The organism is Bdellovibrio sp. CKG001 (assembly GCF_055397465.1).
In genome coordinates, this window is record NZ_AP029173.1 from 669,644 (window position 1) to 689,459 (window position 19,816).

Consider the following 19,816-nt stretch of genomic DNA (forward strand, 5'->3'; position numbering starts at 1 on the left):
TGGAGTGCAGCTAAAAAAAAGGCCGGCTTTTGACGGCCGGCCTTAGTGCGAAAGCTTATGCTTTCAAAGGTTTTTGAATGATATGGATCGCGTGACCCAAAGTCGCCTCAGCGGCTTCCATCATGGTTTCACCCAAAGTTGGGTGAGGGTGGATGGAAAGAGCCAGGTCTTCAATACGTGCGCCCATTTCGATCGCCAAAACAGCTTCAGAGATCAAGTTGGAAGCTTCCGGACCGACGATGTGAACGCCCAACAAAACGTGGGTTTTCTTATCAGCGATCATTTTCACGAAGCCGTCTGTTTCCATCATGCTCACCGCGCGGCCATTGGCTGCGAACGGGAACTTGCTGATCAGAAGGTCGGTGTGACCTTTGGCTTTCGCTTCAGCTTCAGTCATGCCGGCTGCTGCGATTTCAGGATCGGTGAAGACAACTGCCGGAACTGTTTTCGCATCATACACACGGTTATGGCCCGCGATCACTTCCGCAACCAGAACACCCTCGTGGGATGCTTTGTGCGCCAGCATCGGCTGACCGGCGATATCACCGATAGCAAAGATGTTGGAAACATTCGTGCGGCGTTGAGCATCGACTTTTACGAAGCCACGCTCGTCCACTTGAATGCCAGCAGCTTTCAGGTTTGCCTGATCGCCATTTGGACGACGACCCACAGTCACAAGGATCTTGTCGCATTTTACAACTTCGTCTTTGCCGTTGATCTCAACAGTCACTTCGTAACCGTCTTTGACTTTTTTCTGACCTTTGGCTTTTGCTCCGTAAAGAACATTCACGCCCGCTTTGGTCAGCTTGCGAGTCACGATCTGCGCGCAGTCCGGATCAACCACACCCGCCAACAAAGCCGATTGTGCTTCGATCACAGTCACTTCGGTGCCCAGCTTGCGCAGGTAAGAAGAGATCTCTAGACCGATGTAACCACCACCGATAACCGCCACGCGCTTAGGGATGGAGTCAAACGCCAACGCGCCAGTGGAAGAGCAGATGTCTTTTTCGTCGAACTTGAAACCAGGGATTTCAATCGGGCGGGAGCCTGTTGCCACAACGAAGTACTTCGCCTGAACAGACTCAGTGCCTGCAGAGGATTTCACAGAGATTTCTTTAGAGGACTTGAACTCAGCATCACCTTTGATGATGGTTACGCCGTAACCTTTAAGAAGCTGATTCACGCCGCCGGACATCTTGTCAGAAACGGATTGTTTCCATTTCACAAGTTGTTTCATGTCGACGTCGATGCCACCTTTGATGTTCAAACCCATTTCCTTGAAATTGTGCTGGGCTTTGTGCAAAAGGTGAGTCGCAGTGATCATGGCTTTGGACGGGATACAACCCACGTTCAAGCACACGCCACCCAGGAATTCACGTTCGATAACTGCTGTTTTAAAACCAAGTTGTGCGGAACGGATGGCAGCGACATAACCGCCGGGACCCGCACCAATAACTACTACGTCAAAATTTTGCATATAATCTCCAAATTTAGTCCAGCTGAAACGCCGACTGGCGTTTCAGCCTCTTTTGCGGGGCCGATTAAACCAGTTCCACCAAAAGTTTGCCTGGGTTTTCGATGCGGCCGATGAAGGCAGCAAGGAATCTTGCAGCCACAGCGCCGTCGATCAAACGGTGATCCGCAGTCATTGAGTAGTTCATGACTTTGATCGCAGAAACCTGACCGTTTTTCAGAACGACTTTTTCGTCAATTTTGTACATGCCCAGGATCGCAACTTCAGGGTGATTGATCACCGGAGTCGCATAAGTTCCACCGATGGAACCGATGTTAGTCACAGTGATAGTCGCACCCTTCATTTCATCCGGTTTCAACTTGCCGTCACGAGCACGCTTGGAAAGATCCAAAATCTCTTTGGAGATTTCCAGGATGGATTTCTGGTCCGCGTTTTTGATCACCGGAACGACAAGGCCGTTTGGAGTGTCTGCTGCGAAGCCCAGATTGAAGTATTTTTTGTAAACGATTTCGCCAGCCGCATCGTCGATGGACGCGTTGAACATTGGGAATTCGCGGATCGTTGCGATCAAAGCCTTCATCACGATTGGAAGGTAAGTGATCTTCGTTCCGTTTTTCTCAGCATGGTCTTTCAGACCTTCACGAAGGGCCACCATCGCATCCACTTTCGCTTCATCCATGATGGTGAAGTGAGGGATCACGTGTTTAGAGCGCTGCATGTTTTCAGCGATCTTCTTGCGAATACCGATCAGAGGAACGCGCTCTTCCGCGGCACCTGCAGGGCCTTGGTAAGAAGGCTTAGGAATAGAGATGGAGCCCGCTGCTGCCGGAGCAGATTTCGCTGCCGCAGGAGCTGTGCCGCCACCGGAAGCCATCACGTCTTCACGAGTCACACGACCCGCAAGACCAGTACCGGTCAGAGAGTTGATATCAACACCCATTTCACGCGCCAGACGGCGAGTCGCCGGAGTTGCCAATACTTTGGAGTCAGCCACAGGCGGGAAGATGCCTGCGGAAGTGGAAGCTGTTGCCGCTGGAGCTGCTTTGGCGGCAACAGCTGCGGAGTGTGCAGGCGCAGGTTGCACTGGACCAGCACTTGGAGCTGCCGGAGCCGGAGCAGAAGCTGCGCCGCCTGCACTCTCAAGAGTGATCATGGTGGAGCCGACTTTAACAACTTCACCTGCTTTGAATTTCAATTCTTTGACAAGACCTGCAACTGGAGTCGGAACTTCGACAGTCGCTTTGTCAGTCAGAACTTCAGCAATTGCCTGGTCTGCTTTGACAGAGTCACCTGGTTTTACCAACCATTTAACCAGTTCACCTTCAGTAACGCCTTCACCCAGTTCAGGAAGCTTAATGTCTTGGGCTTTGCCAGGGGCGGCAGTCGCAGGTTTGGCCGGAGCCGCTGCTGCTGCTGGTTGCGCCGCTGGTTTTGCAGCCGCACCCGCGCCATCAAGAGTGATCATCGTGGAGCCGACTTTAACGACGTCGCCGGCTTTGAATTTTAAATCTTTTACCACGCCAGCAACAGGAGACGGAACTTCAACCGTTGCCTTGTCGGTCAATACCTCTGCGATTGCCTGATCAGCTTTTACAGAATCGCCGGGTTTCACCAACCATTTTACCAATTCACCTTCAGTAACACCTTCACCAAGTTCGGGCAGTTTTACATCAGTTGCCATGTTGAGAAAGTTCCTTTCCTTGTTGCATAACTTAAACAAATCAAATTCAAAGCTCTCGCCTTTCGCAAAGAAGAGACTTTAGCGAAGATCAAAGTGGCGGGTTGAGAGCAGCATCCCGTTCTATGCTCACGGTAGAGTATTTGCACCCATTAACACCCCGCATAAAGGGATATCTGAAGGGCTCTTCCTAGCTGCTAGGCAACAGTGTCATTTTTGCAGGGACGCCCTAAAGCTGTAGGGTGTCGGGCGGGGCTTGAAAGGAATCGACAAAAGGGCGCCTCACAGACTAGTTTCATGAGAAAGAATTCGATTTTCAAATGAGGTTTTCATGAAGTTTCACAGCAAGTTGCAAGAAGGTATTTTCCTGAAACGCTATAAGCGCTTTTTTGCAGACATTGAGTGGAAAGGCCAGACTATCACGGCCCACGTGCCAAACACAGGCAGCCTTAAAAGTGTGAATAATCCGGGGCAGCACTGTCTCTTCTCCGAAAGCACGAATCCCGAAAGAAAGCTGAAGTACACCCTGGAAATGATTAAATCTCCATCGGGCGCGTGGGTGGGTGTTAACACCGCCACGCCGAACACCGTGGTGCGCGAAACTTTACAGCATGTTGTGGGTCGAAAAAAGGACGTCGTGGGCACCTTTGCTCACTGGGCGGGATTTGATGAAGTGAAGCCTGAATACAAGATCAGCGCGGAAACCCGTTTGGATTTTGCCCTGAAAAAGTCGGGCAGCGAGTCCCTGCACTTTATCGAGGTGAAAAACGTGACGTTGGGGGAAGACGGGGTTGCCAAATTCCCGGATGCCGTGACCGAACGGGGGCAAAAGCATCTGCGCGAACTTATGGCCTTGATGGATCAGGGGCATACCGCCGAGATCGTATTCACGGTTCAACGTCACGATTGTGGCACCTTTGCCCCTGCGGATGACATTGATCCCGAGTATGGCCGTTTGCTTCGGGAGGCTCATCAAAAAGGCGTAAAAATTTCGCCACTTGTTCTGGACTTAACCCCGGAATCCATTGAACTATCAGAGACAGTTCTTCCTCTTAAACTGTAAGGAGTGTTCCGATGATCCCAGTGAATGCCTATGCTGCGTACCAATCCAAAGAGCCTTTGAAGCCCTACAAGTTCGAACGCCGTGATCCGGGGCCTCATGATGTTCAGATCGACATTCACTTCTGCGGCGTTTGTCATTCGGATCTGCATCAGGTGCGTGATGAATGGGGCGGCTCTAAGTTCCCAATGGTTCCTGGTCACGAAATCGTTGGGAAAGTCATCCATGTCGGAAGCTCGGTGAAAAAATTCAAAGTGGGCGATTCCGTCGGTGTGGGTTGTCTGGTGGATTCCTGCCGTACTTGTCCCTCGTGCGGGGAAGGGCTGGAGCAGTACTGTGAAAACGGCTCGGTCGGCACGTACAACTCGGTGGAAAAGGACGGTGTGACGGTCACTCAAGGTGGTTATTCCACGCAGATCGTGGTGAACGAGGACTTTGTGCTGAAGATTTCCCCGAAGCTTCCTTTGGACAAGGCGGCTCCGCTTTTGTGTGCGGGGATCACGACGTATTCACCACTTCGTCATTGGAAGGTTGGACCAGGCAAAAAGGTGGCGGTGATGGGTTTGGGGGGCTTGGGTCACATGGCTGTGAAGCTGGCCGCCGCCATGGGAGCCGAAGTCACGGTGCTCAGTTCCTCCAACAAGAAGAAGGACGATGCCCATCGTTTGGGGGCACACAATTACGCAGCCACCTCTGAAAAAGAAACTTTCAAAAAGTACAATCGCAGTTTTGATTTGATCATCAACACGGTGTCAGCGCCGATTGATCTGGGCAGTCACTTGCAGTTGTTGAAACGTGACGGAACGATGGTGTTGTTGGGTGTGCCGGACAAGCCAGAAGCCCTTCACGCCTTCCCGTTGATCGGGGGACGTCGCAGTCTTGCGGGCTCATTGATCGGTGGTATCAAGGAAACTCAAGAGATGCTGGATTTCTGTGCTGAGCACGGAATCACGTCGGACATTGAGTTGATCAACATCGATAAAATCAATGAATCTTATGAAAGAATGCTGAAGGGCGATGTGCGCTATCGTTTCGTGATTGATATTGCCTCCTTGAAGTAGGTTGGCGGAATTCTTAGCTGGTCTTAGCAAGAGCGGATTAAAACCCCGCTCTTTTTGTATAGGCCTTATCCAAGGTCCGTAAAGTGTCGGAAAACTCGACAGTTTCCCTCTGAAAAGCTGGCAAGTTTTCAGCCAGTTCCACGGTCTTTAAAGTTTCAAATATGAGTGGCCGATCCGCTTCTGTGAAAAATCACGGAGGATCACCATGGCATTTATCAACTCAAAAACACTCTTGGTACTTTCGACGACGTTCTTGCTGGCCGCGTGCGGCCCCGGACTGCCGGTGCTGCCTGATGACCCGAACAACGAACCTGCGGCTGAAATGCCAAGCCAGGACAACAGCTCCCAGGGCGGTACGGAAACACCCGGGGTTGTTGAAACTCCTGAAGTGACCCCACCCACAACGCCAGAAGTTCCTGATGAGGTCGTCGATGGCGACGAGGCGATTTTAAAGCAATATGACTATCTGGATCCAAACCACATCGTGCCGACAGCGGGGCTGAAGGCGGCGGTCTTGTACTTCCATAAGAATAAAACTTCGTTCAAGAATCAGAATGTCATTTCGGTTCTGGATTTCAGTCAGAAGTCCACGCAGAAACGCTGGTACTTTATCGATATGAGAACCGGGGCGGTGTGGAATGTTCATGTGGCACACGGCAAAGGCTCCGACAGCAACCATGATGGCTTTGCTGAAAAGTTCAGTAACGTGTCTGGTTCCAATGCCTCGTCTTTGGGGTTTTATAAAACCGCAGAAACCTATCAGGGCAGCAACGGCTATTCATTGCGTCTGGATGGTTTGTCCTCCACGAACTCCAATGCCCGCGCTCGGGCGATCGTGGTTCATGGCGCCAACTATGTTCAGGATTCAGCCGTGATCCAAGGGCGCAGTTGGGGGTGCCCGGCCGTCTCCCAATCCAACCGTGACAAGGTTATCAATCTGATCAAGGGCGGCAGTCTGCTGTACGCGTTCAAATAGTCATTCAGGAGCAGTGTTCCGGCGCAGCTTGAGAACAGGGAAAATTTATAAAGATTCAGAGGTTCCCACGCGTTAATGCAACACTGGTCAGCAGTTATGGTAAGCGTAAGATCTTTCTTGGAAAGGATGTTTATGCTTACTATTTCTCGTTTATTGGCAGTTGTGATGGGTGTTACCTTGGTGTCGTCAGTCTCTTTGGCAGAGACTCAGTTGATTCTGAAAAAGGATATTGCTTTCAATGCAGAGAACAGTCGTTCCAGTCAGTCTATCTATGTGCTGCGTAAAAATGATCATTGTTACATGAGTTTGGTGGGAAATAATTTGCGCAATAGTCAGTACGTCAATGCGCAAGGTCTGATCGTTCTGCCTGCCGGGTTGAAATTTAAAGTTATAAACGTGGTCGACAATGAAAAGGGGCTCGATCTGGAGACTAAGAAGATCTATGTCAATTCTACCGTCTATTCCACAAACCAGGAGATCAACACTTCACTTGTGCTGGTTTGCGCCCGAAAGTACAGTCTATTCAAACGCATCGAAAAACCTAAAGAAGTTGTAAGTCTTTTCGCGGACGTCGTTGGCCTACAGCAATAGGCCAACGATTTCGCAAACTCTTTCGACTGACTTAATCTTTTTCAGTCAGCCATAAGGAGCGGAGCGGGGCCTTCTTTACAGAAGCACTCGCAGCTGCTCGCCGACAAGTTTTTTTAGATTTTCAACGTAGCCGAAGTATTCTTCCATATCCAGACGTTCATCAGCGCGCACATGGGCGTTCGGGGAGTTGTAAGGAGTCAGTTCGATCACATCGGCGTGAGAGGAAATCGCCGAGAAGTTATTTTCTTCCAGCACCTGCATCAGGGCGTCCAGATCATGCCCTTCTTCGTCGTGGGGATATTCAAGGCCACGCATTTCACAAAGAGCTTTTAAGAATTTTTCGCAGGCTTGAGCCAGGTTGTAGCCGACCAGATCGTGCTGCTTTTCATCGTTCAGGTGTTTTTTTGCGATGTCGAGGTCGTCCTGAGCTTTTAGAATCATCGACTTGGCGTGGGCGCTCATGATGGAACTCCTTGGGTGAGTGGTTCCTTTCACTTTAGAGGCAGGACGTGGGTCGGGGCAAATAAAAAAACCCACAGTTTTGAGACTGTGGGTTTTTGTTTTGATCTTTTTTAAAGAAGAATTACTTCGCTTCTTTAAGGTGACGATCGATGATTTCTTTGAAGTCCGCAAATGGATAAGCACCACGCAAAGAAACACCGTTGATCAGGAAGCCTGGAGTGCCGGAGAAGTTGAATTTACGAGCTTCTTCCATGTCCGCTTCGATACGCTTTTGCACAACTTCAGACTTAAGGTCTTTTTCAACTTTCTTCAGGTCCGCGCCTACTTTTTTAGCGAAGTCTTTCAAAGCGCCTTCCTTTTTAGTACGCAGGTCACCTTGGTTCTCAAACACTAGGTTGTAGAACTTTTCAGCTTTAGCGTGATCTTGAAGAGCGATCGCTTCGAAGTACTCAGCCGCAGGCATAGCCATTGGGTGGAAATCCAAAGGAAGGTGCTTGTAAACAACGCGAACGTCTTTTGGATAAGCTTTCATCACTTCATCAACAGTCGCGTGACCTTTAGCGCAGTATGGGCACTCGAAGTCAGAGTATTCAATGATCGTGATTTTAGCATCTTTAGGGCCAAAGATAACACGGCCTTCTTCGATAGCTGGTTTCAACGGATTTTTGAATTCGTCATCGCGCTTTTTGCCTTCTTCGGCAACAGCTTTTTCTTGAGCTTTACGTTGAGCATTCTGGGCGGCTTTGTTCACCACTTCGATGAATTGTTCAGGATCTTTTTCGATCGCTGCGAAAACGATGCTCGGGTCCTTTTCTACTGCTTCCTTGAGTTGTTTAGCTGAAGGGGCACAATTTACCAGGGTAAGTGCCAGTGCTGAAATTCCAAATAACTTAAGTGCTTTCAATGTCTTCCTCCAAGATGGATGATTGTAATTTTTTGAGCCCCTTTATATTGACATCATTTTCAGTTTAGAGGGAAGGAAAAAATCCCGGTCCAAGGTCCTGCTAATCAGGACTTGTCTCACTCTGGGACCCCTTTAAACTGAGTTCTATGAATAAATCAAATTTCCTTTTAACAATGTTCGCTCTTATGTTTCTTGGCGGCACGGCGCATGCTGGTCTGCTGTTTAACTATTCTCAACTGGCCCTGAAAGATTTGGATCAAATGAACAAGTTGGTCAGTGACAAGGTGACTGAGTCCAAAAAGTCATCCAGCGGCAAAGTGGTGCCTTTGAAAGAGGCACTTCAGGCTGTGTATTCTCGTCCTAATGATGATGAGATGATCGAAAAAATCGTGTCACCCTTGCGTTCAAACCTCGATGAATTGGAGTCCTGGGAAAAAACGATCAGTCAACTTACTGACGAAGCCATCAATGCTCTGAAAAATCCTCGGGCTTTTAAACCCGTCGTCCAAACAACCTACGTCGTTTTTCTTGAAAATCTATTGTCAGAGATCAAGCCCTATATCAAGAATGACGGATTTGAAAGAAAGATTGCCGAGCGCATTCGGGATGCAAAAATCCAAGTTTCTAAAGAAGCGGTCGGTGAAAGAAAGCTGCGTATGATGAAGGACACAACGTCTCCGTCCGAAATTGCGGGCAAAATTCTGACTGAATCCTCTCAAGTTCCAACCGAAAAACCGGCAGATTCTGCCGCCTCCGAACAGTAATTTCCCTCGACTTGACCGGGCCCAAGTCTGATTCGACTCTGGGCCAGCGTCAAACGATAGATCTCCTCAAGTCCTTAAAAATCGCCTCAAATTGACTCAAGTTCTAGTGAACTCCTACCGATAGAAACACCATGTGGGCTGGATGCCCTTGAGCAATTAGGAGGATTCGATGTTTCTGCAAGGCGATTTGCAATTAGTGTTTGATGCTCTCTACAGCGTAGGGGCGATCGACCCTGTATTGAAGTTGGATTGGAGTGAAGTGACGAAGGAGATGATGGCAAACCCACAAATCCTGAGCGACGCTTTCCAGACAATCAACGGCTGCCGCGGCGACAAAGATCTTCTGATTCAGAAGCTCCACATGATGGACCCAAGGTCCGTGAATTATATCGCTATGGAGGTGGCCCGTGAGTTTTGTGAGTTCCAGGATCGCACAGAGTTGCACTAAGGTTCTTTGCCTGTTGTTGTTTTCTTCTGTAGCGAATGCGTGGGAAGTGGACTTCTCCCGTCGTCAGGTCGAATTCAATAAAGTCAAAAATGAAGACCGTCTTCCGGCCAGTGTGCAGGAGGATCAATCCGTCAATATTCTAAGCAAGGTCTTTGATTCGGTAGAGCCGACTCAGGACATCGTAATCATGAATACGGACAAGGGCTTTGTGCCCGAGCAGGTGCGCCTTAAAAAGGGGGGCAACTACCGGGTTCATATCGTGAATGTGAACAGCAAGGAAAAGAACGTCAGCTTCGTGCTGGATGCGTTCTCTGAACATCACAACACGGTGTTTGGCGAACAAAAAACTTTCTTTGTGAATCCAAAGACCGATGGGATTTTCTCGTATCAGTGCCCTGAAACAGCGGTGCAGGGGAAGTTCATCATCTATTCAGATACGGCTGCGGCAGACCGCAAGCCCGCATCGAACTAATCTTTAGTGAGGAAAGGCACCCATGTCTGATCAGTCGAACGTTTTCAAACAGACCATTCAGCAGAATCTCGGTCCTGTTGCGAAATACCTCGAAGACAAGGGTGTGTCGGAAATTCTTGTAAACGGCCATAAGGAAATCTTTGTGGAAAGAAAAGGCAAACTCGAAAGGGTTGCGGAGTCTTTCCCGTCAGAAGATGATCTGCGTGCGGCGGTCAACAGTATCGCGCAAAGTGTGGGAAGACGTATCGACGATGAATCGCCTCGTCTGGATGCGCGTCTGCCGGATGGTTCGCGTATTGCGGCGGTGATCCCGCCCATGTCGCGCAAGGGAACAACTCTTTCTATTCGTAAGTTCACCAATAACAAAATCACTTTTGCCGACTACATCAAGTTCGGAGCGATCACCGAAGATGGTGCGCGCTTCCTGGATATTTGCATGTTCCTTGGCAAGAACATCATCGTCAGCGGTGGTACCGGCTCTGGTAAAACCACGCTGTTGTCATTGCTGTGCACGCGCATTCCGAAAGGTCAGCGTGTGATGGTGATTGAGGACTCTTCCGAGCTTCAGGTCGACTATGAGCACGTGGTGATGTTTGAAACCCGCCAGGCCGATGCGGCCGGGAAGGGGGAAGTGACGATCAAGGACTTGCTCAAGTCCGCTCTGCGTTTGCGTCCCGACAGAATCATTGTGGGGGAGGTTCGTTCCAGTGAAGCGATGGAACTTCTCAATGCGATGAACACCGGTCACAAAGGCTGTATGGGAACGGTCCACGCGAACACGCCCGAAGATGCGATTGTGCGTTTGGAAGCCCTGGCTCAAGGGGGCGACGCCAAGGTCAGTGAGAAGGCTTTGCGCTCTCAAGTGTCTTCGGCGATCGAAATTATCATCCAGGTCTCGCGTTTTTCCGATGGATCTCGACGTATTGCGGCAATCAGCGAAGTATGCGGATTCAATGCAGATGGTTCATACAACGTGATTCCAATCTTCGAAATGTCGCGCCTAACACGCCGTCCCGATGGAACGCTGGAAGGCAAGCTGATCCCAACGGGGAACATCCCCTCGTTTATGGAAGAGATCATCGACAATAACCTCCCATTCCCCAAATCCAAATTTACCAAAGCCGCTTAAAGCGGTGAAAACCGCCCCATCGACTGCGTTGTCGGGCCTTCCGCTTCACTCCGACGTGCTGGGAGCACGCCTCCGCTGCGCGAAAAGCCCTCCGCCTTGCGCTGGAACGGTTTTGACCGCTTTACCTTAAAAGGTGCCTGGTTGTTTTTTCTGGCGATATTGCGTCATGATTGTGACGCGGGTGCTCTTTTTCGAGTGAAAAGAGGGTGTGTTTTTTTGTGTTTAAAGAGTGGGAAAACTAGGCTAAGACCTATTTCGTGCACTTTAGTTGTAAGATTTCAAACGCAGTTTTAACCGTTCTGGAACAGCAAGGCGAAGACCTTAGCCAGCTGTATGAGCAGGCCCATCTTCCGATGGAGCTGCTCAAGGACTCGTCGTATTGGATGACGGCGCCAGAAATGGAAAATTTTCTGGAGTCGGTGCTGCGTCTTCCCCTGAAAAGAGAAGAAAATATTCTGCAGCGGGCAGGGCATGAAGGCCCGGAGCTGCGTGCCTGGGGTGTGTTGGATAGCGTTCTGCGCATGATGCCGCATCCTCAGGAGATCTTCAATCAGCCGGAACAGTTCCTGTCGTACTTTATTTCTCCGAAGCCGCCGATTGAAAATCTTCGTCGTGACGAAGTCAGCATCTCTTTTGATCTGCCACTTCCGGCAGAGCAGTACCCTTTGGTGACGACATACCTGAAATCGGCCTTTGAGTCGTTGCCAGTCTATGTCGGTCAACCGCCGGCGGTCTGTCACTGGGAAGGCATCACGATCCAGTTGAACTGGTCCACACAGCAGAGTTCGATCTTCAGTGAAAGCGTCGGACATCAAGTCAGTCCGGCCTTGTTTCAGAGTCTGATTGACGATCTTCAGCGCACTCAGCGTGAGCGTGAGGATCTGCAAAAGTACGTCGGCGATCTGGAAGAAAAAATCCGCACAATTGAAAAACAGAATCTGAAAGCCTCCACGGGCGTGCAGGCGGAGGAAGCCACGAATAATGCTTCTTCCCTGTTGCCTCACGAAGGATCTCTGTCACACTTGAACTTTGACAGCGAAACACCGGGGTATGTTCTAAGTCAGAATCTGGCGCGACTGCACGACTACATGGTGCGAGCGCAGCAACTGATCACCATGCTCGCTGCTCAGGGGAAAATGACCCCGGCGGTGAAAGAGGCCATGCGCCGAGTGGACTGGGAGTTCGTCAAGACCCAGTATCCACGTACGGTCTTTGAAAGCATGGACTTGGTAAAGAAAACTATGAATAAGAACGCCGAGAAGGAAGGAACTCATCATGTCTGAAATTATCAACATCGTCTCTCGTGAAATTCTTGATAGCCGTGGCAATCCAACTGTTGAGGTTGAGGTGACCACTGCAGATGGCAACATGGGCCGTGCCGCGGTTCCATCTGGAGCGTCCACGGGAGCCCATGAAGCTTGCGAGCTTCGTGATGGCGACAAAAACCGTTTCCTGGGCAAAGGCGTTTTCAAGGCTGTTGATAACGTTCGTGAGAAGATCGCTCCGGAAATAATCGGTCTGCAAGTGACTGAACAAACATACATCGACAAAATCCTTCGCGATATCGATGGCACCGAAAACAAATCAAACTTGGGCGCAAATGCGATTCTGGGTGTTTCTTTGGCGGTGGCAAAAGCCGCAGCCGCTGACTGCAATCTTCCGTTGTATCGTTATGTGGGTGGTTCTCAGGCGACTCGTTTGCCGGTTCCGTTGATGAACGTCCTAAACGGTGGTGCGCACGCGAACAACGGCCTGGATATTCAGGAATTCATGGTTGTTCCGACTGTGAATAACTCCTACGCTGAATCCCTGCGCGCCGGTGCAGAGATCTTCCACACGCTGAAAAAGATTCTGGCGAAAAAAGGTCTTTCCACAGCAGTGGGTGACGAAGGTGGTTTTGCTCCGAAATTGGGTTCCAATCAGGAGGCTTTGGATTTGTTGATGAACGCGATCGTGGATGCTGGTTATGATCCAGGTCAAAACGTGTTCCTGGCTTTGGATGTGGCTTCCACTGAAATGTACAAAGACGGTAAATACGAATGGCAAGGTGGCCACATCAGCCCGGCAGAACTTCTGGGTATCTACAAATCATGGGCTGAGAAATACCCACTGGTTTCCATCGAAGACGGTTTTGCTGAAGACGATTGGGATTCCTGGGTGAAGGCGACATCTGAGATGGGTTCCACCATGCAGCTGATCGGTGATGACTTGTTCGTGACCAATCCAAAACGTCTGCGCATGGGCCTTGAGAAGAAAGCCGGAAACGCCTTGCTTGTGAAAGTAAACCAAATCGGTACTTTGTCTGAAACGTTTGATGCCGTGAATTTGGCGCAAAGAAACAAATACCGCACGATCATGTCTCACCGTTCTGGTGAAACCGAAGACGTGACGATCGCTGATTTGTCTGTGGCATTGAACTGCCATCAGATCAAAACTGGCAGCTTGTGCCGTGGCGAAAGAACCGCCAAATACAACCAGCTTCTGCGTATCGAAGAAGACTTGGGCGGTATGGGTCTTTACTGGGACAAAGCAGCTTTTAGATAGTCTGCAAAAAAAGAGAACTTAAAAAGCCCTGTGAGGTCAAAATCACAGGGCTTTTTTTATTTCAAACCTAGTTTGGTGGCGATGCGTGTTCCGTAGTCAGGATCGCATTTCATGAAGTGGGCGATGTTTCGGCGTTGCAGTTCTTCGGGGATCGACTTCATGGTGCCTGCTATGTTGGTGGTCAGGCGGTCTTTTTCGGCTTCACCTAGAATGCGGTATAAGTTCCCGGCTTGCGTAAAGTCATCATTGTCTTTGTGAGAGTCGTGGCGATCCAAAGTGCCTGATAAGGCCAGAGCGGGTTCGCGCACGGAGGCGTCTTGCACAGGTCCACCAAAGCCGTTGGGTTCGTAGTTGTCTAAGCGGCCGCTGTTGCCGTCAAAGCGCATGGCTCCGTCGCGGTGATAGGTGTTTACTTCCGCGTGCGGTCGATTCACCGGCAGATATTGATAGTTCACACCCAGGCGATAGCGTTGGGCATCCGGATAGGCAAACAATCGTCCTTGCAGCATTTTGTCGGGAGAGAACCCCACTCCCGGAGGCACATTGCTAGGCGAAAAAGCGACCTGCTCCACTTCCGCAAAATAGTTTTCTGGATTGCGGTTAAGTTCCAGCACGCCCACATCCATCAGGGGAAATTCCTTGTGTGGCCACACCTTGGTGAGATCGAAGGGGTCGAAGCGGAATTGTTCAGCCTGACGTTCGCTCATGATTTGTACCTTCAAAGCCCACTTGGGGAACTCGCCGCGCTCAATAGCTTCAAAGAGATCACGACCTGCATAATCCGGATCTGTACCGGACAGTTCAACGGCTTTTTCGACAGACAGATTTTTAATTCCCTGCATGGATTTAAAATGGAACTTCACCCATACACGTTCGTTCTTGTCATTGATAAAGCTGAAGGTGTGGCTGCCATAACCATTCATAAAGCGATAGCCATCGGGAATGCCGCGATCGCTGAACAAGATTGTGATCTGATGAAGGGCTTCGGGCGCATTGGCCCAATAATCCCACATACGCACAGGGTTTTTGTAACCGGTCTGCGGGTCGCGTTTTTGTGAATGAATAAAGTCCGGGAATTTTAAAGGATCACGCTCGAAGAACACCGGTGTGTTGTTGCCGACAATGTCCCAGTTGCCCTGTTCGGTGTAAAGCTTCAAGGCAAAACCACGGGGGTCTCGTTCCGTGTCGGCCGAGCCTTTTTCGCCGGCAACGGTTGAAAAGCGCAGGAAGGCGGGAGTCTTCTTGCCGATGTGAGAAAAGATTTTTGCTTTGGTAAAACGGGTGATGTCGTGAGTGACAGTGAAGGTGCCGTAGGCTCCAGAACCTTTGGCATGAACCACACGCTCGGGAATGCGTTCGCGGTTAAAGTGGGCCAGCTTTTCAATCAGATGGTAATCCTGTAAGGCCACCGGACCCCGGGGGCCGGTGGTTAAACTGTGCTGGTTTTCAGAAACGGGGATTCCTGCTGTTGTCGTCAGTGTTTTTCTGCTCATGGAATTAAGCTCCTTTTGCGGGAAGGGAAAAAAGTTTCATCAGGGCTGAAATGCGACGAAGAAAGCGGGGGTGGTCCGACAGACGTTCAGAATCCAGATCCGCCAGCAATGCCGCAACTTCATGGCGCCCAAAGGCTTCGGCAAAGGTCAAAGCTGTTTGCCCTTTGGGATTCACTGCATGCGGATCGGCTCCGGCGCGAAGCAGTTGCTGGACAATCTGTTTGTGGCCCTTAAAAGCCGCACCCATCAGGATGGTGTTGCCTGAATCATCGCGAGAGTCCACATCTGCATGGCAGGAAATCAGAAGGCTGACCAAGGCCAGGTGCCCATTGTAGGCTGCCAGCATCAGCAGGGAATGCCCCTTGTGATTACGCAAATTGGGATTTCCCAGGTTCTCCAAATACTCCAGGACCTCGGCATATTGACCCTCGCGCACAGACGCAAAAATCGGGTCTTCGATCTGCGCCGTTTTAAGATAGTCGGACCATGTTCTCATAACACCTCTCATGCCGCTAAGATCGGTGATTTCTATGGATAAATCGAATCGATAAAAGTCATCTATGTTATTGATTTTATCTATGGATGTAGAGCTGGACCTAGGCCTCAGTCCTGTAGCCACACACCCAAGATCTGGCTAGAATAAATTCATGTCTTACACTCAGTTTGCAGTAGGTTTGCGACGTTTTCTAAACAGCCCGGGAAAAGTAGCCGTAGCTTGTCTGGCGGTCTTTTCCACTTCCATCGTTGTGAATGGCAATGCCTTCCGTCTATGGGGTCTGCACCGGGATTTCGATCGTATTACTTATGAGATTCAGCAAACGCGTCAGAATATTGCAGCGTTGTCGGGGCAGCTCAAACAAGCCAAAGACCCCGCGTTTATCGAGCGCCAGGCCCGTGATAAATTGGATCTGGCGGGCGAACACGACCTTGTCTTTGTTTTCCCTGAACAATAGTCTGTAGCTCGTCGCATTATCTAGTGCAAACCGCCTATAATGGAAATAGTATTCCTGCTCTATTAGAGGATACTTTTTTAAGTGAATCTAGGGGTTTATATGCTTGAGAATCAAATGCTTGATTGGACTAAAGAATCTCTTCACACGCTTCGCCTTCGTTTGGGTTGGAGCCGTTCTGATCTGGCCCGTCGTTTAAATTGTTCATCTTTGGATGTTGAAGCGCTTGAAGCGGGCCACCGCTCTATTGAGGGAGCCTTGAAGGGTCAATTGGAGATCCTGCTTCGTCAGGCGGAGGCTTGCTGTGATGAGGTCATGTACACACCAGCTGCTGAAGCTGAGTTGGATAAAAAGGCCTTGGAACAGATCGACTTTTCCCGCGTGAAAGCCGACTTGGAATAAGCATCAAGCATCGACATTCGGGCCCCTGCGGTGTAGACCTTAGGTTTTACATCCGGAGGTCCTCATGAAAAAACTCTACCTCATTGACGTCAGCGCCATGTTCTTTCGCGCTTATTATGCGATTCGTCCACTGTCGTCACCTTCAGGATTGCCAGTCAATGCCATTTACGGCTTCTTGGCGATGATCATCAAGCTGCTCAAGGAAGAAAAGCCTGAGTACTTGGTGTTCTGCTATGACCGTAAAGAGCCTTCTTTCCGTAAAACGATGTATGAGGCCTACAAAGCTCACCGTACGGAAATGCCTGATGAGCTGGCGCAACAGGTGCCTTACATCAAAAAGCTGGCGGACTTACTGGGAATTCCTTCCTTTGAAGTGGAATCCTTTGAGGCCGACGATATCATTGGAACTGCCGCCAAATGGGGCCGCCGCAATGGCATGGAAGTTTTCATTGTCAGTGGTGATAAAGACTTCGGGCAGTTGGTTGATGATCACATCATTCTTTACGACACTATGAAAGGTGTCCGTTACGATGCCCAGGGTGTCTTTGAAAAATGGGGCGTGCGCCCTGATCAATTCATAGACTATTTGGCAATTGTGGGTGACACCTCAGACAACGTGCCTGGAGTGAAGGGTATCGGAGAAAAAGGAGCTATCAAGCTTCTGGAGCAGTTCAAGCACGTAGAGGATATCTACGAAAACATCGACAAGGTTGAAAGCAAGAGCGTCCGAGAAAAGCTGCTGGCATCGAAAGAAAATGCTCTTTTGTCCAAAAAGCTGGTCACGATTTCTCTGGATGTGCCAATGCCGGATGATCTGGCGGCGTACAAATTAAGACCTTTCCATACAGAAGAGCTCAAAGCACTATTGCATGAGTTGAACTTCAAGAGCTTTGAAAAGAGCTTGTTTGGAACTGTTTCAGAAACAGCCCCCGCGACACCACCTCCTGCAGCAGTCTCAAAAGAGCTGGTGACGGCAGCGCCTGTTGGGACGACCTCGTCTGAACAAGATGACGTGGTTCCGACACTCGTGATCGCCAAGGATGAGAGAAACTTCGTTGAAAAAAGCCTGAACACACGCGAGCTTGCCGAGATTTTGAGTGAAAAACAGGGCTTGTGGGGCTTTGCTAGTGTTCGCGGTGTTTTTGTTGGCACCGAGACCGAGATCATTGAGGTGCCTGACGCAGAATTTTTAGGCAAGTTGACAGACACCTTCCAGATTCAATGGCACGGATATGACCTGAAAAGTTTCTGGCACAAAATCGGTGCACGAACTCCGACGGCGGCATGGGATTCTCAGTTGGCGGCCTATGTACTGAAAGCCGGCGACACATCAGATTTTGGTAAGATCTACACACGTTTCATGGCAGATGTTCTGCCAGAATTGGCATCGCCGGCGTATTTGTACAATGCACATTTAAACTTTGCCAAAACTCTTCAGGATCAACTGAAAAACGTCCAGGGCGAAAAAGTCTATCGTGAGTTGGACCTGCCTCTGGCCCGGGTGCTTCTGTCCATGGAACGCTATGGTGTGCGAATTGATAAAGAGCTGCTGGCGCAACAAAGTGCGGATCTGGCCAAAGAAATTTCCAGTTTGGAAGAAAAGATCCATGCCGCTGCGGGAGAGTCCTTCAATGTCGGAAGCCCCAAACAGCTGGGCGTGGTCTTGTTTGAAAAACTGGGGCTGCCAGCGGGTAAGAAGACGAAAACAGGCTATTCGACGGACGAGGAAGTTTTGCTGGGGCTGGATCATCCGATCGCCAAATTGGTTTTAAGCTGGCGTGAGCTGTCGAAACTGAAATCCACTTACGTGGATGCTTTGCCAACCATGATTGATCCGAAGGATGATCGTGTGCACACCAGCTTCAATCAGGCTTTAACGACCACAGGACGTCTTTCCAGCACCGCGCCCAATCTGCAAAATATTCCCATTCGAACAGAGCGCGGTCAGCAGGTGCGTAAGGCCTTCATCGCGGCTCCTCGCATGAAACTTCTTTCTGTCGATTATTCGCAGATTGAACTGCGTATTTTGGCGCACATTTCAGAAGATCCGAATATGTGTAAAGCGTTTGCTGATGATCTGGATATTCATGCGGCGACAGCCTCTGAAGTCTTCGGAGTTCCTTTGAAAGAGGTGACTTCCGAACAGCGTCGCTCCGCCAAGGCGGTGAACTTCGGGATCGCTTATGGGCAGGGAGCTTTTGGTTTGGCAGAAAACCTGGGAATCTCCAGAACTGAGGCCAAGGACATTATCGAACGCTACTTTAATCGCTTCAAGAATGTGCGTGAGTATATTGATGGCACGGTAAAAATGGCGCACGAAAAGGGCTACGTGGAAACTCTGTTCGGCCGCCGTCGTTATATCGAAGAGCTTCAATCAAAGAACATGGCCCTAAAGAAGTTCGGTGAACGGGCAGCCATCAATGCTCCCATTCAGGGGACTGCCAGCGATCTGGTGAAAAAGGCCATGATCGAAGTGTTTGAAAAAGTGCCTGTGCGCATGCTGTTGCAGGTGCATGACGAGTTGATCTTTGAGGATTTTGAAGAAAGCTTAAAGAAGCACACACCTCAGTTGGTCTCCATCATGGAAAATGTGGTGAAGTTGAAAGTGCCTCTGAAGGTGAATTACGCCATTGGCAACAACTGGGACGAGGCCCACTAAGCCGGCCTTGCAGGGGGAGGGAAACTATTCTGTTTCCCAACCCACCACGCGCCCGCCTTCAAAGTAAACGTATCGCGTTTCTTTGCGATAGCCTTCGGGGGCGGAGACAAATTTCTGGTACTTCCAGCGTTCGTTCTTATAGATCGGATTTCCGGACACTTCGACACTCATGGGGTCTCCCCAGGATCGTTTCACATAATCCTGGGGCATGCCCACGGCGATGTCCTGGGTTTCGATCAGGCTTTTCATCTCCTCTTGGGGAGCTTGTGCCCGGCTCCAGACATTGTTGCGATTGATCCATTGTTGACGTCCTTCAATGGAAGGTACCGACAGAAACTCAATCTTTTCGGCGTCATTCTTCAGCCAGGGCAGGATTTTTGAGTACTGTTCGCGCTCTTTGCGCGAGGACAGGCTTCTTTCCAGCTGGCGAACCTGCTGACGATTGCGGATATCCTGCAGGTCTTTGCCGCTCAGATAGGCGGGGTCTTTGCCCAGTTCGTAGGCGGTCTGGCGTGTTTCACGATCATAGCTGCCGCGATCTGCTTGATCGCTGTAGCGGATGTCTTCAGGACTGCCTGCGTATCCACTTTCTGCGGAACGATGGAAATTTGCACAACCCGACAAGGCCATTGCGGCCACCAATACCGAAATCAATACTCTCATTAAAAACTCCTACCTTTTAATGCTAGCCGATGGACTTCTGTTTATAAATTGTTCTTGCGGCGTATTTGATTCCTTCCTTACAATCG

Annotated in this window: 20 protein-coding genes; 13 read left to right on the forward strand and 7 right to left on the reverse strand. The window is 50.0% G+C overall.

What is annotated here, in order from left to right:
• Positions 1–55 precede the first annotated feature (55 nt).
• Together lpdA and ACZ50P_RS03315 are read right to left on the reverse strand one after the other, a co-directional pair.
• A complete protein-coding gene (gene lpdA, locus ACZ50P_RS03310) occupies positions 56–1,477 on the reverse strand; it encodes a dihydrolipoyl dehydrogenase (RefSeq protein ID WP_464133414.1) in 1,422 nt (473 codons plus the stop codon).
• Between the two features lie 64 nt (positions 1,478–1,541).
• On the reverse strand, positions 1,542–3,155 hold the full coding sequence (locus tag ACZ50P_RS03315; RefSeq protein WP_464133417.1) for a 2-oxo acid dehydrogenase subunit E2: 1,614 nt from the start codon (positions 3,153–3,155) through the stop codon (positions 1,542–1,544).
• Between the two features lie 328 nt (positions 3,156–3,483).
• Between ACZ50P_RS03315 and sfsA the strand changes: the two genes are divergently transcribed.
• The 4 genes from sfsA (at position 3,484) to ACZ50P_RS03335 (ending at position 6,840) form a co-directional block, all read left to right on the forward strand.
• Entirely contained in the window at positions 3,484–4,215 is a 732-nt protein-coding gene (sfsA, locus tag ACZ50P_RS03320; RefSeq protein ID WP_464133419.1) for a DNA/RNA nuclease SfsA, read from the forward strand.
• A gap of 11 nt (positions 4,216–4,226) precedes the next feature.
• Positions 4,227–5,273, forward strand: coding sequence for an NAD(P)-dependent alcohol dehydrogenase (locus ACZ50P_RS03325; RefSeq protein WP_464133421.1), 1,047 nt, complete (start codon positions 4,227–4,229; stop codon positions 5,271–5,273).
• A gap of 205 nt (positions 5,274–5,478) precedes the next feature.
• Entirely contained in the window at positions 5,479–6,249 is a 771-nt protein-coding gene (locus ACZ50P_RS03330; RefSeq protein WP_464133422.1) for a murein L,D-transpeptidase catalytic domain family protein, read from the forward strand.
• Positions 6,250–6,381: 132 nt separating this feature from the next.
• Complete coding sequence (locus ACZ50P_RS03335) at positions 6,382–6,840, forward strand: hypothetical protein (protein WP_464133425.1); 459 nt, start codon at positions 6,382–6,384, stop codon at positions 6,838–6,840.
• Positions 6,841–6,915: 75 nt separating this feature from the next.
• On the opposite strand, the gene ACZ50P_RS03340 is transcribed toward ACZ50P_RS03335, so the two are convergent.
• A complete protein-coding gene (locus ACZ50P_RS03340) occupies positions 6,916–7,302 on the reverse strand; it encodes a HEPN domain-containing protein (protein WP_464133426.1) in 387 nt (128 codons plus the stop codon).
• A 121-nt stretch (positions 7,303–7,423) separates the two neighbouring features.
• A complete protein-coding gene (locus tag ACZ50P_RS03345; RefSeq protein ID WP_464120188.1) occupies positions 7,424–8,206 on the reverse strand; it encodes a DsbA family protein in 783 nt (260 codons plus the stop codon).
• 146 nt (positions 8,207–8,352) lie between these two features.
• Here ACZ50P_RS03345 and ACZ50P_RS03350 point away from each other — a divergent pair, with 146 nt between their 5' ends.
• The 6 genes from ACZ50P_RS03350 to eno all read left to right on the forward strand — a co-directional run bounded on the left by ACZ50P_RS03350 (position 8,353) and on the right by eno (position 13,563).
• Entirely contained in the window at positions 8,353–8,970 is a 618-nt protein-coding gene (locus ACZ50P_RS03350; protein ID WP_464133428.1) for a hypothetical protein, read from the forward strand.
• Between the two features lie 169 nt (positions 8,971–9,139).
• Positions 9,140–9,418 carry a cytochrome gene (locus ACZ50P_RS03355; RefSeq protein ID WP_464120190.1) on the forward strand — a complete coding sequence of 93 codons (279 nt, stop codon included), beginning with the start codon at positions 9,140–9,142 and terminating at the stop codon, positions 9,416–9,418.
• Complete coding sequence (locus ACZ50P_RS03360) at positions 9,378–9,890, forward strand: cupredoxin domain-containing protein (protein WP_464133430.1); 513 nt, start codon at positions 9,378–9,380, stop codon at positions 9,888–9,890. The genes ACZ50P_RS03355 and ACZ50P_RS03360 overlap by 41 nt, the downstream gene beginning before the upstream one ends.
• A gap of 22 nt (positions 9,891–9,912) precedes the next feature.
• Positions 9,913–11,019 carry a CpaF family protein gene (locus ACZ50P_RS03365; RefSeq protein ID WP_464133432.1) on the forward strand — a complete coding sequence of 369 codons (1,107 nt, stop codon included), beginning with the start codon at positions 9,913–9,915 and terminating at the stop codon, positions 11,017–11,019.
• A gap of 257 nt (positions 11,020–11,276) precedes the next feature.
• On the forward strand, positions 11,277–12,302 hold the full coding sequence (locus ACZ50P_RS03370) for a hypothetical protein (protein WP_464133435.1): 1,026 nt from the start codon (positions 11,277–11,279) through the stop codon (positions 12,300–12,302).
• Entirely contained in the window at positions 12,295–13,563 is a 1,269-nt protein-coding gene (gene eno / locus ACZ50P_RS03375) for a phosphopyruvate hydratase (protein WP_464120194.1), read from the forward strand. Before ACZ50P_RS03370 ends, eno begins: the two co-directional genes overlap by 8 nt.
• Before the next feature lie 56 nt (positions 13,564–13,619).
• On the opposite strand, the gene ACZ50P_RS03380 is transcribed toward eno, so the two are convergent.
• Positions 13,620–15,056 carry a catalase gene (locus tag ACZ50P_RS03380; RefSeq protein ID WP_464133437.1) on the reverse strand — a complete coding sequence of 479 codons (1,437 nt, stop codon included), beginning with the start codon at positions 15,054–15,056 and terminating at the stop codon, positions 13,620–13,622.
• Between the two features lie 4 nt (positions 15,057–15,060).
• Positions 15,061–15,552 carry an ankyrin repeat domain-containing protein gene (locus ACZ50P_RS03385; protein WP_464133439.1) on the reverse strand — a complete coding sequence of 164 codons (492 nt, stop codon included), beginning with the start codon at positions 15,550–15,552 and terminating at the stop codon, positions 15,061–15,063.
• Between the two features lie 151 nt (positions 15,553–15,703).
• Between ACZ50P_RS03385 and ACZ50P_RS03390 the strand changes: the two genes are divergently transcribed.
• The 3 genes from ACZ50P_RS03390 to polA all read left to right on the forward strand — a co-directional run bounded on the left by ACZ50P_RS03390 (position 15,704) and on the right by polA (position 19,067).
• Entirely contained in the window at positions 15,704–16,009 is a 306-nt protein-coding gene (locus tag ACZ50P_RS03390) for a septum formation initiator family protein (protein ID WP_464120197.1), read from the forward strand.
• A 99-nt stretch (positions 16,010–16,108) separates the two neighbouring features.
• Positions 16,109–16,408 carry a helix-turn-helix domain-containing protein gene (locus ACZ50P_RS03395; RefSeq protein ID WP_464120198.1) on the forward strand — a complete coding sequence of 100 codons (300 nt, stop codon included), beginning with the start codon at positions 16,109–16,111 and terminating at the stop codon, positions 16,406–16,408.
• A gap of 64 nt (positions 16,409–16,472) precedes the next feature.
• Entirely contained in the window at positions 16,473–19,067 is a 2,595-nt protein-coding gene (polA, locus tag ACZ50P_RS03400; RefSeq protein WP_464133442.1) for a DNA polymerase I, read from the forward strand.
• Positions 19,068–19,091: 24 nt separating this feature from the next.
• Here the strand turns inward: polA and ACZ50P_RS03405 are convergent, their stop codons facing one another.
• A complete protein-coding gene (locus ACZ50P_RS03405) occupies positions 19,092–19,730 on the reverse strand; it encodes a hypothetical protein (protein ID WP_464133444.1) in 639 nt (212 codons plus the stop codon).
• Between the last annotated feature and the right edge of the window lie 86 nt (positions 19,731–19,816).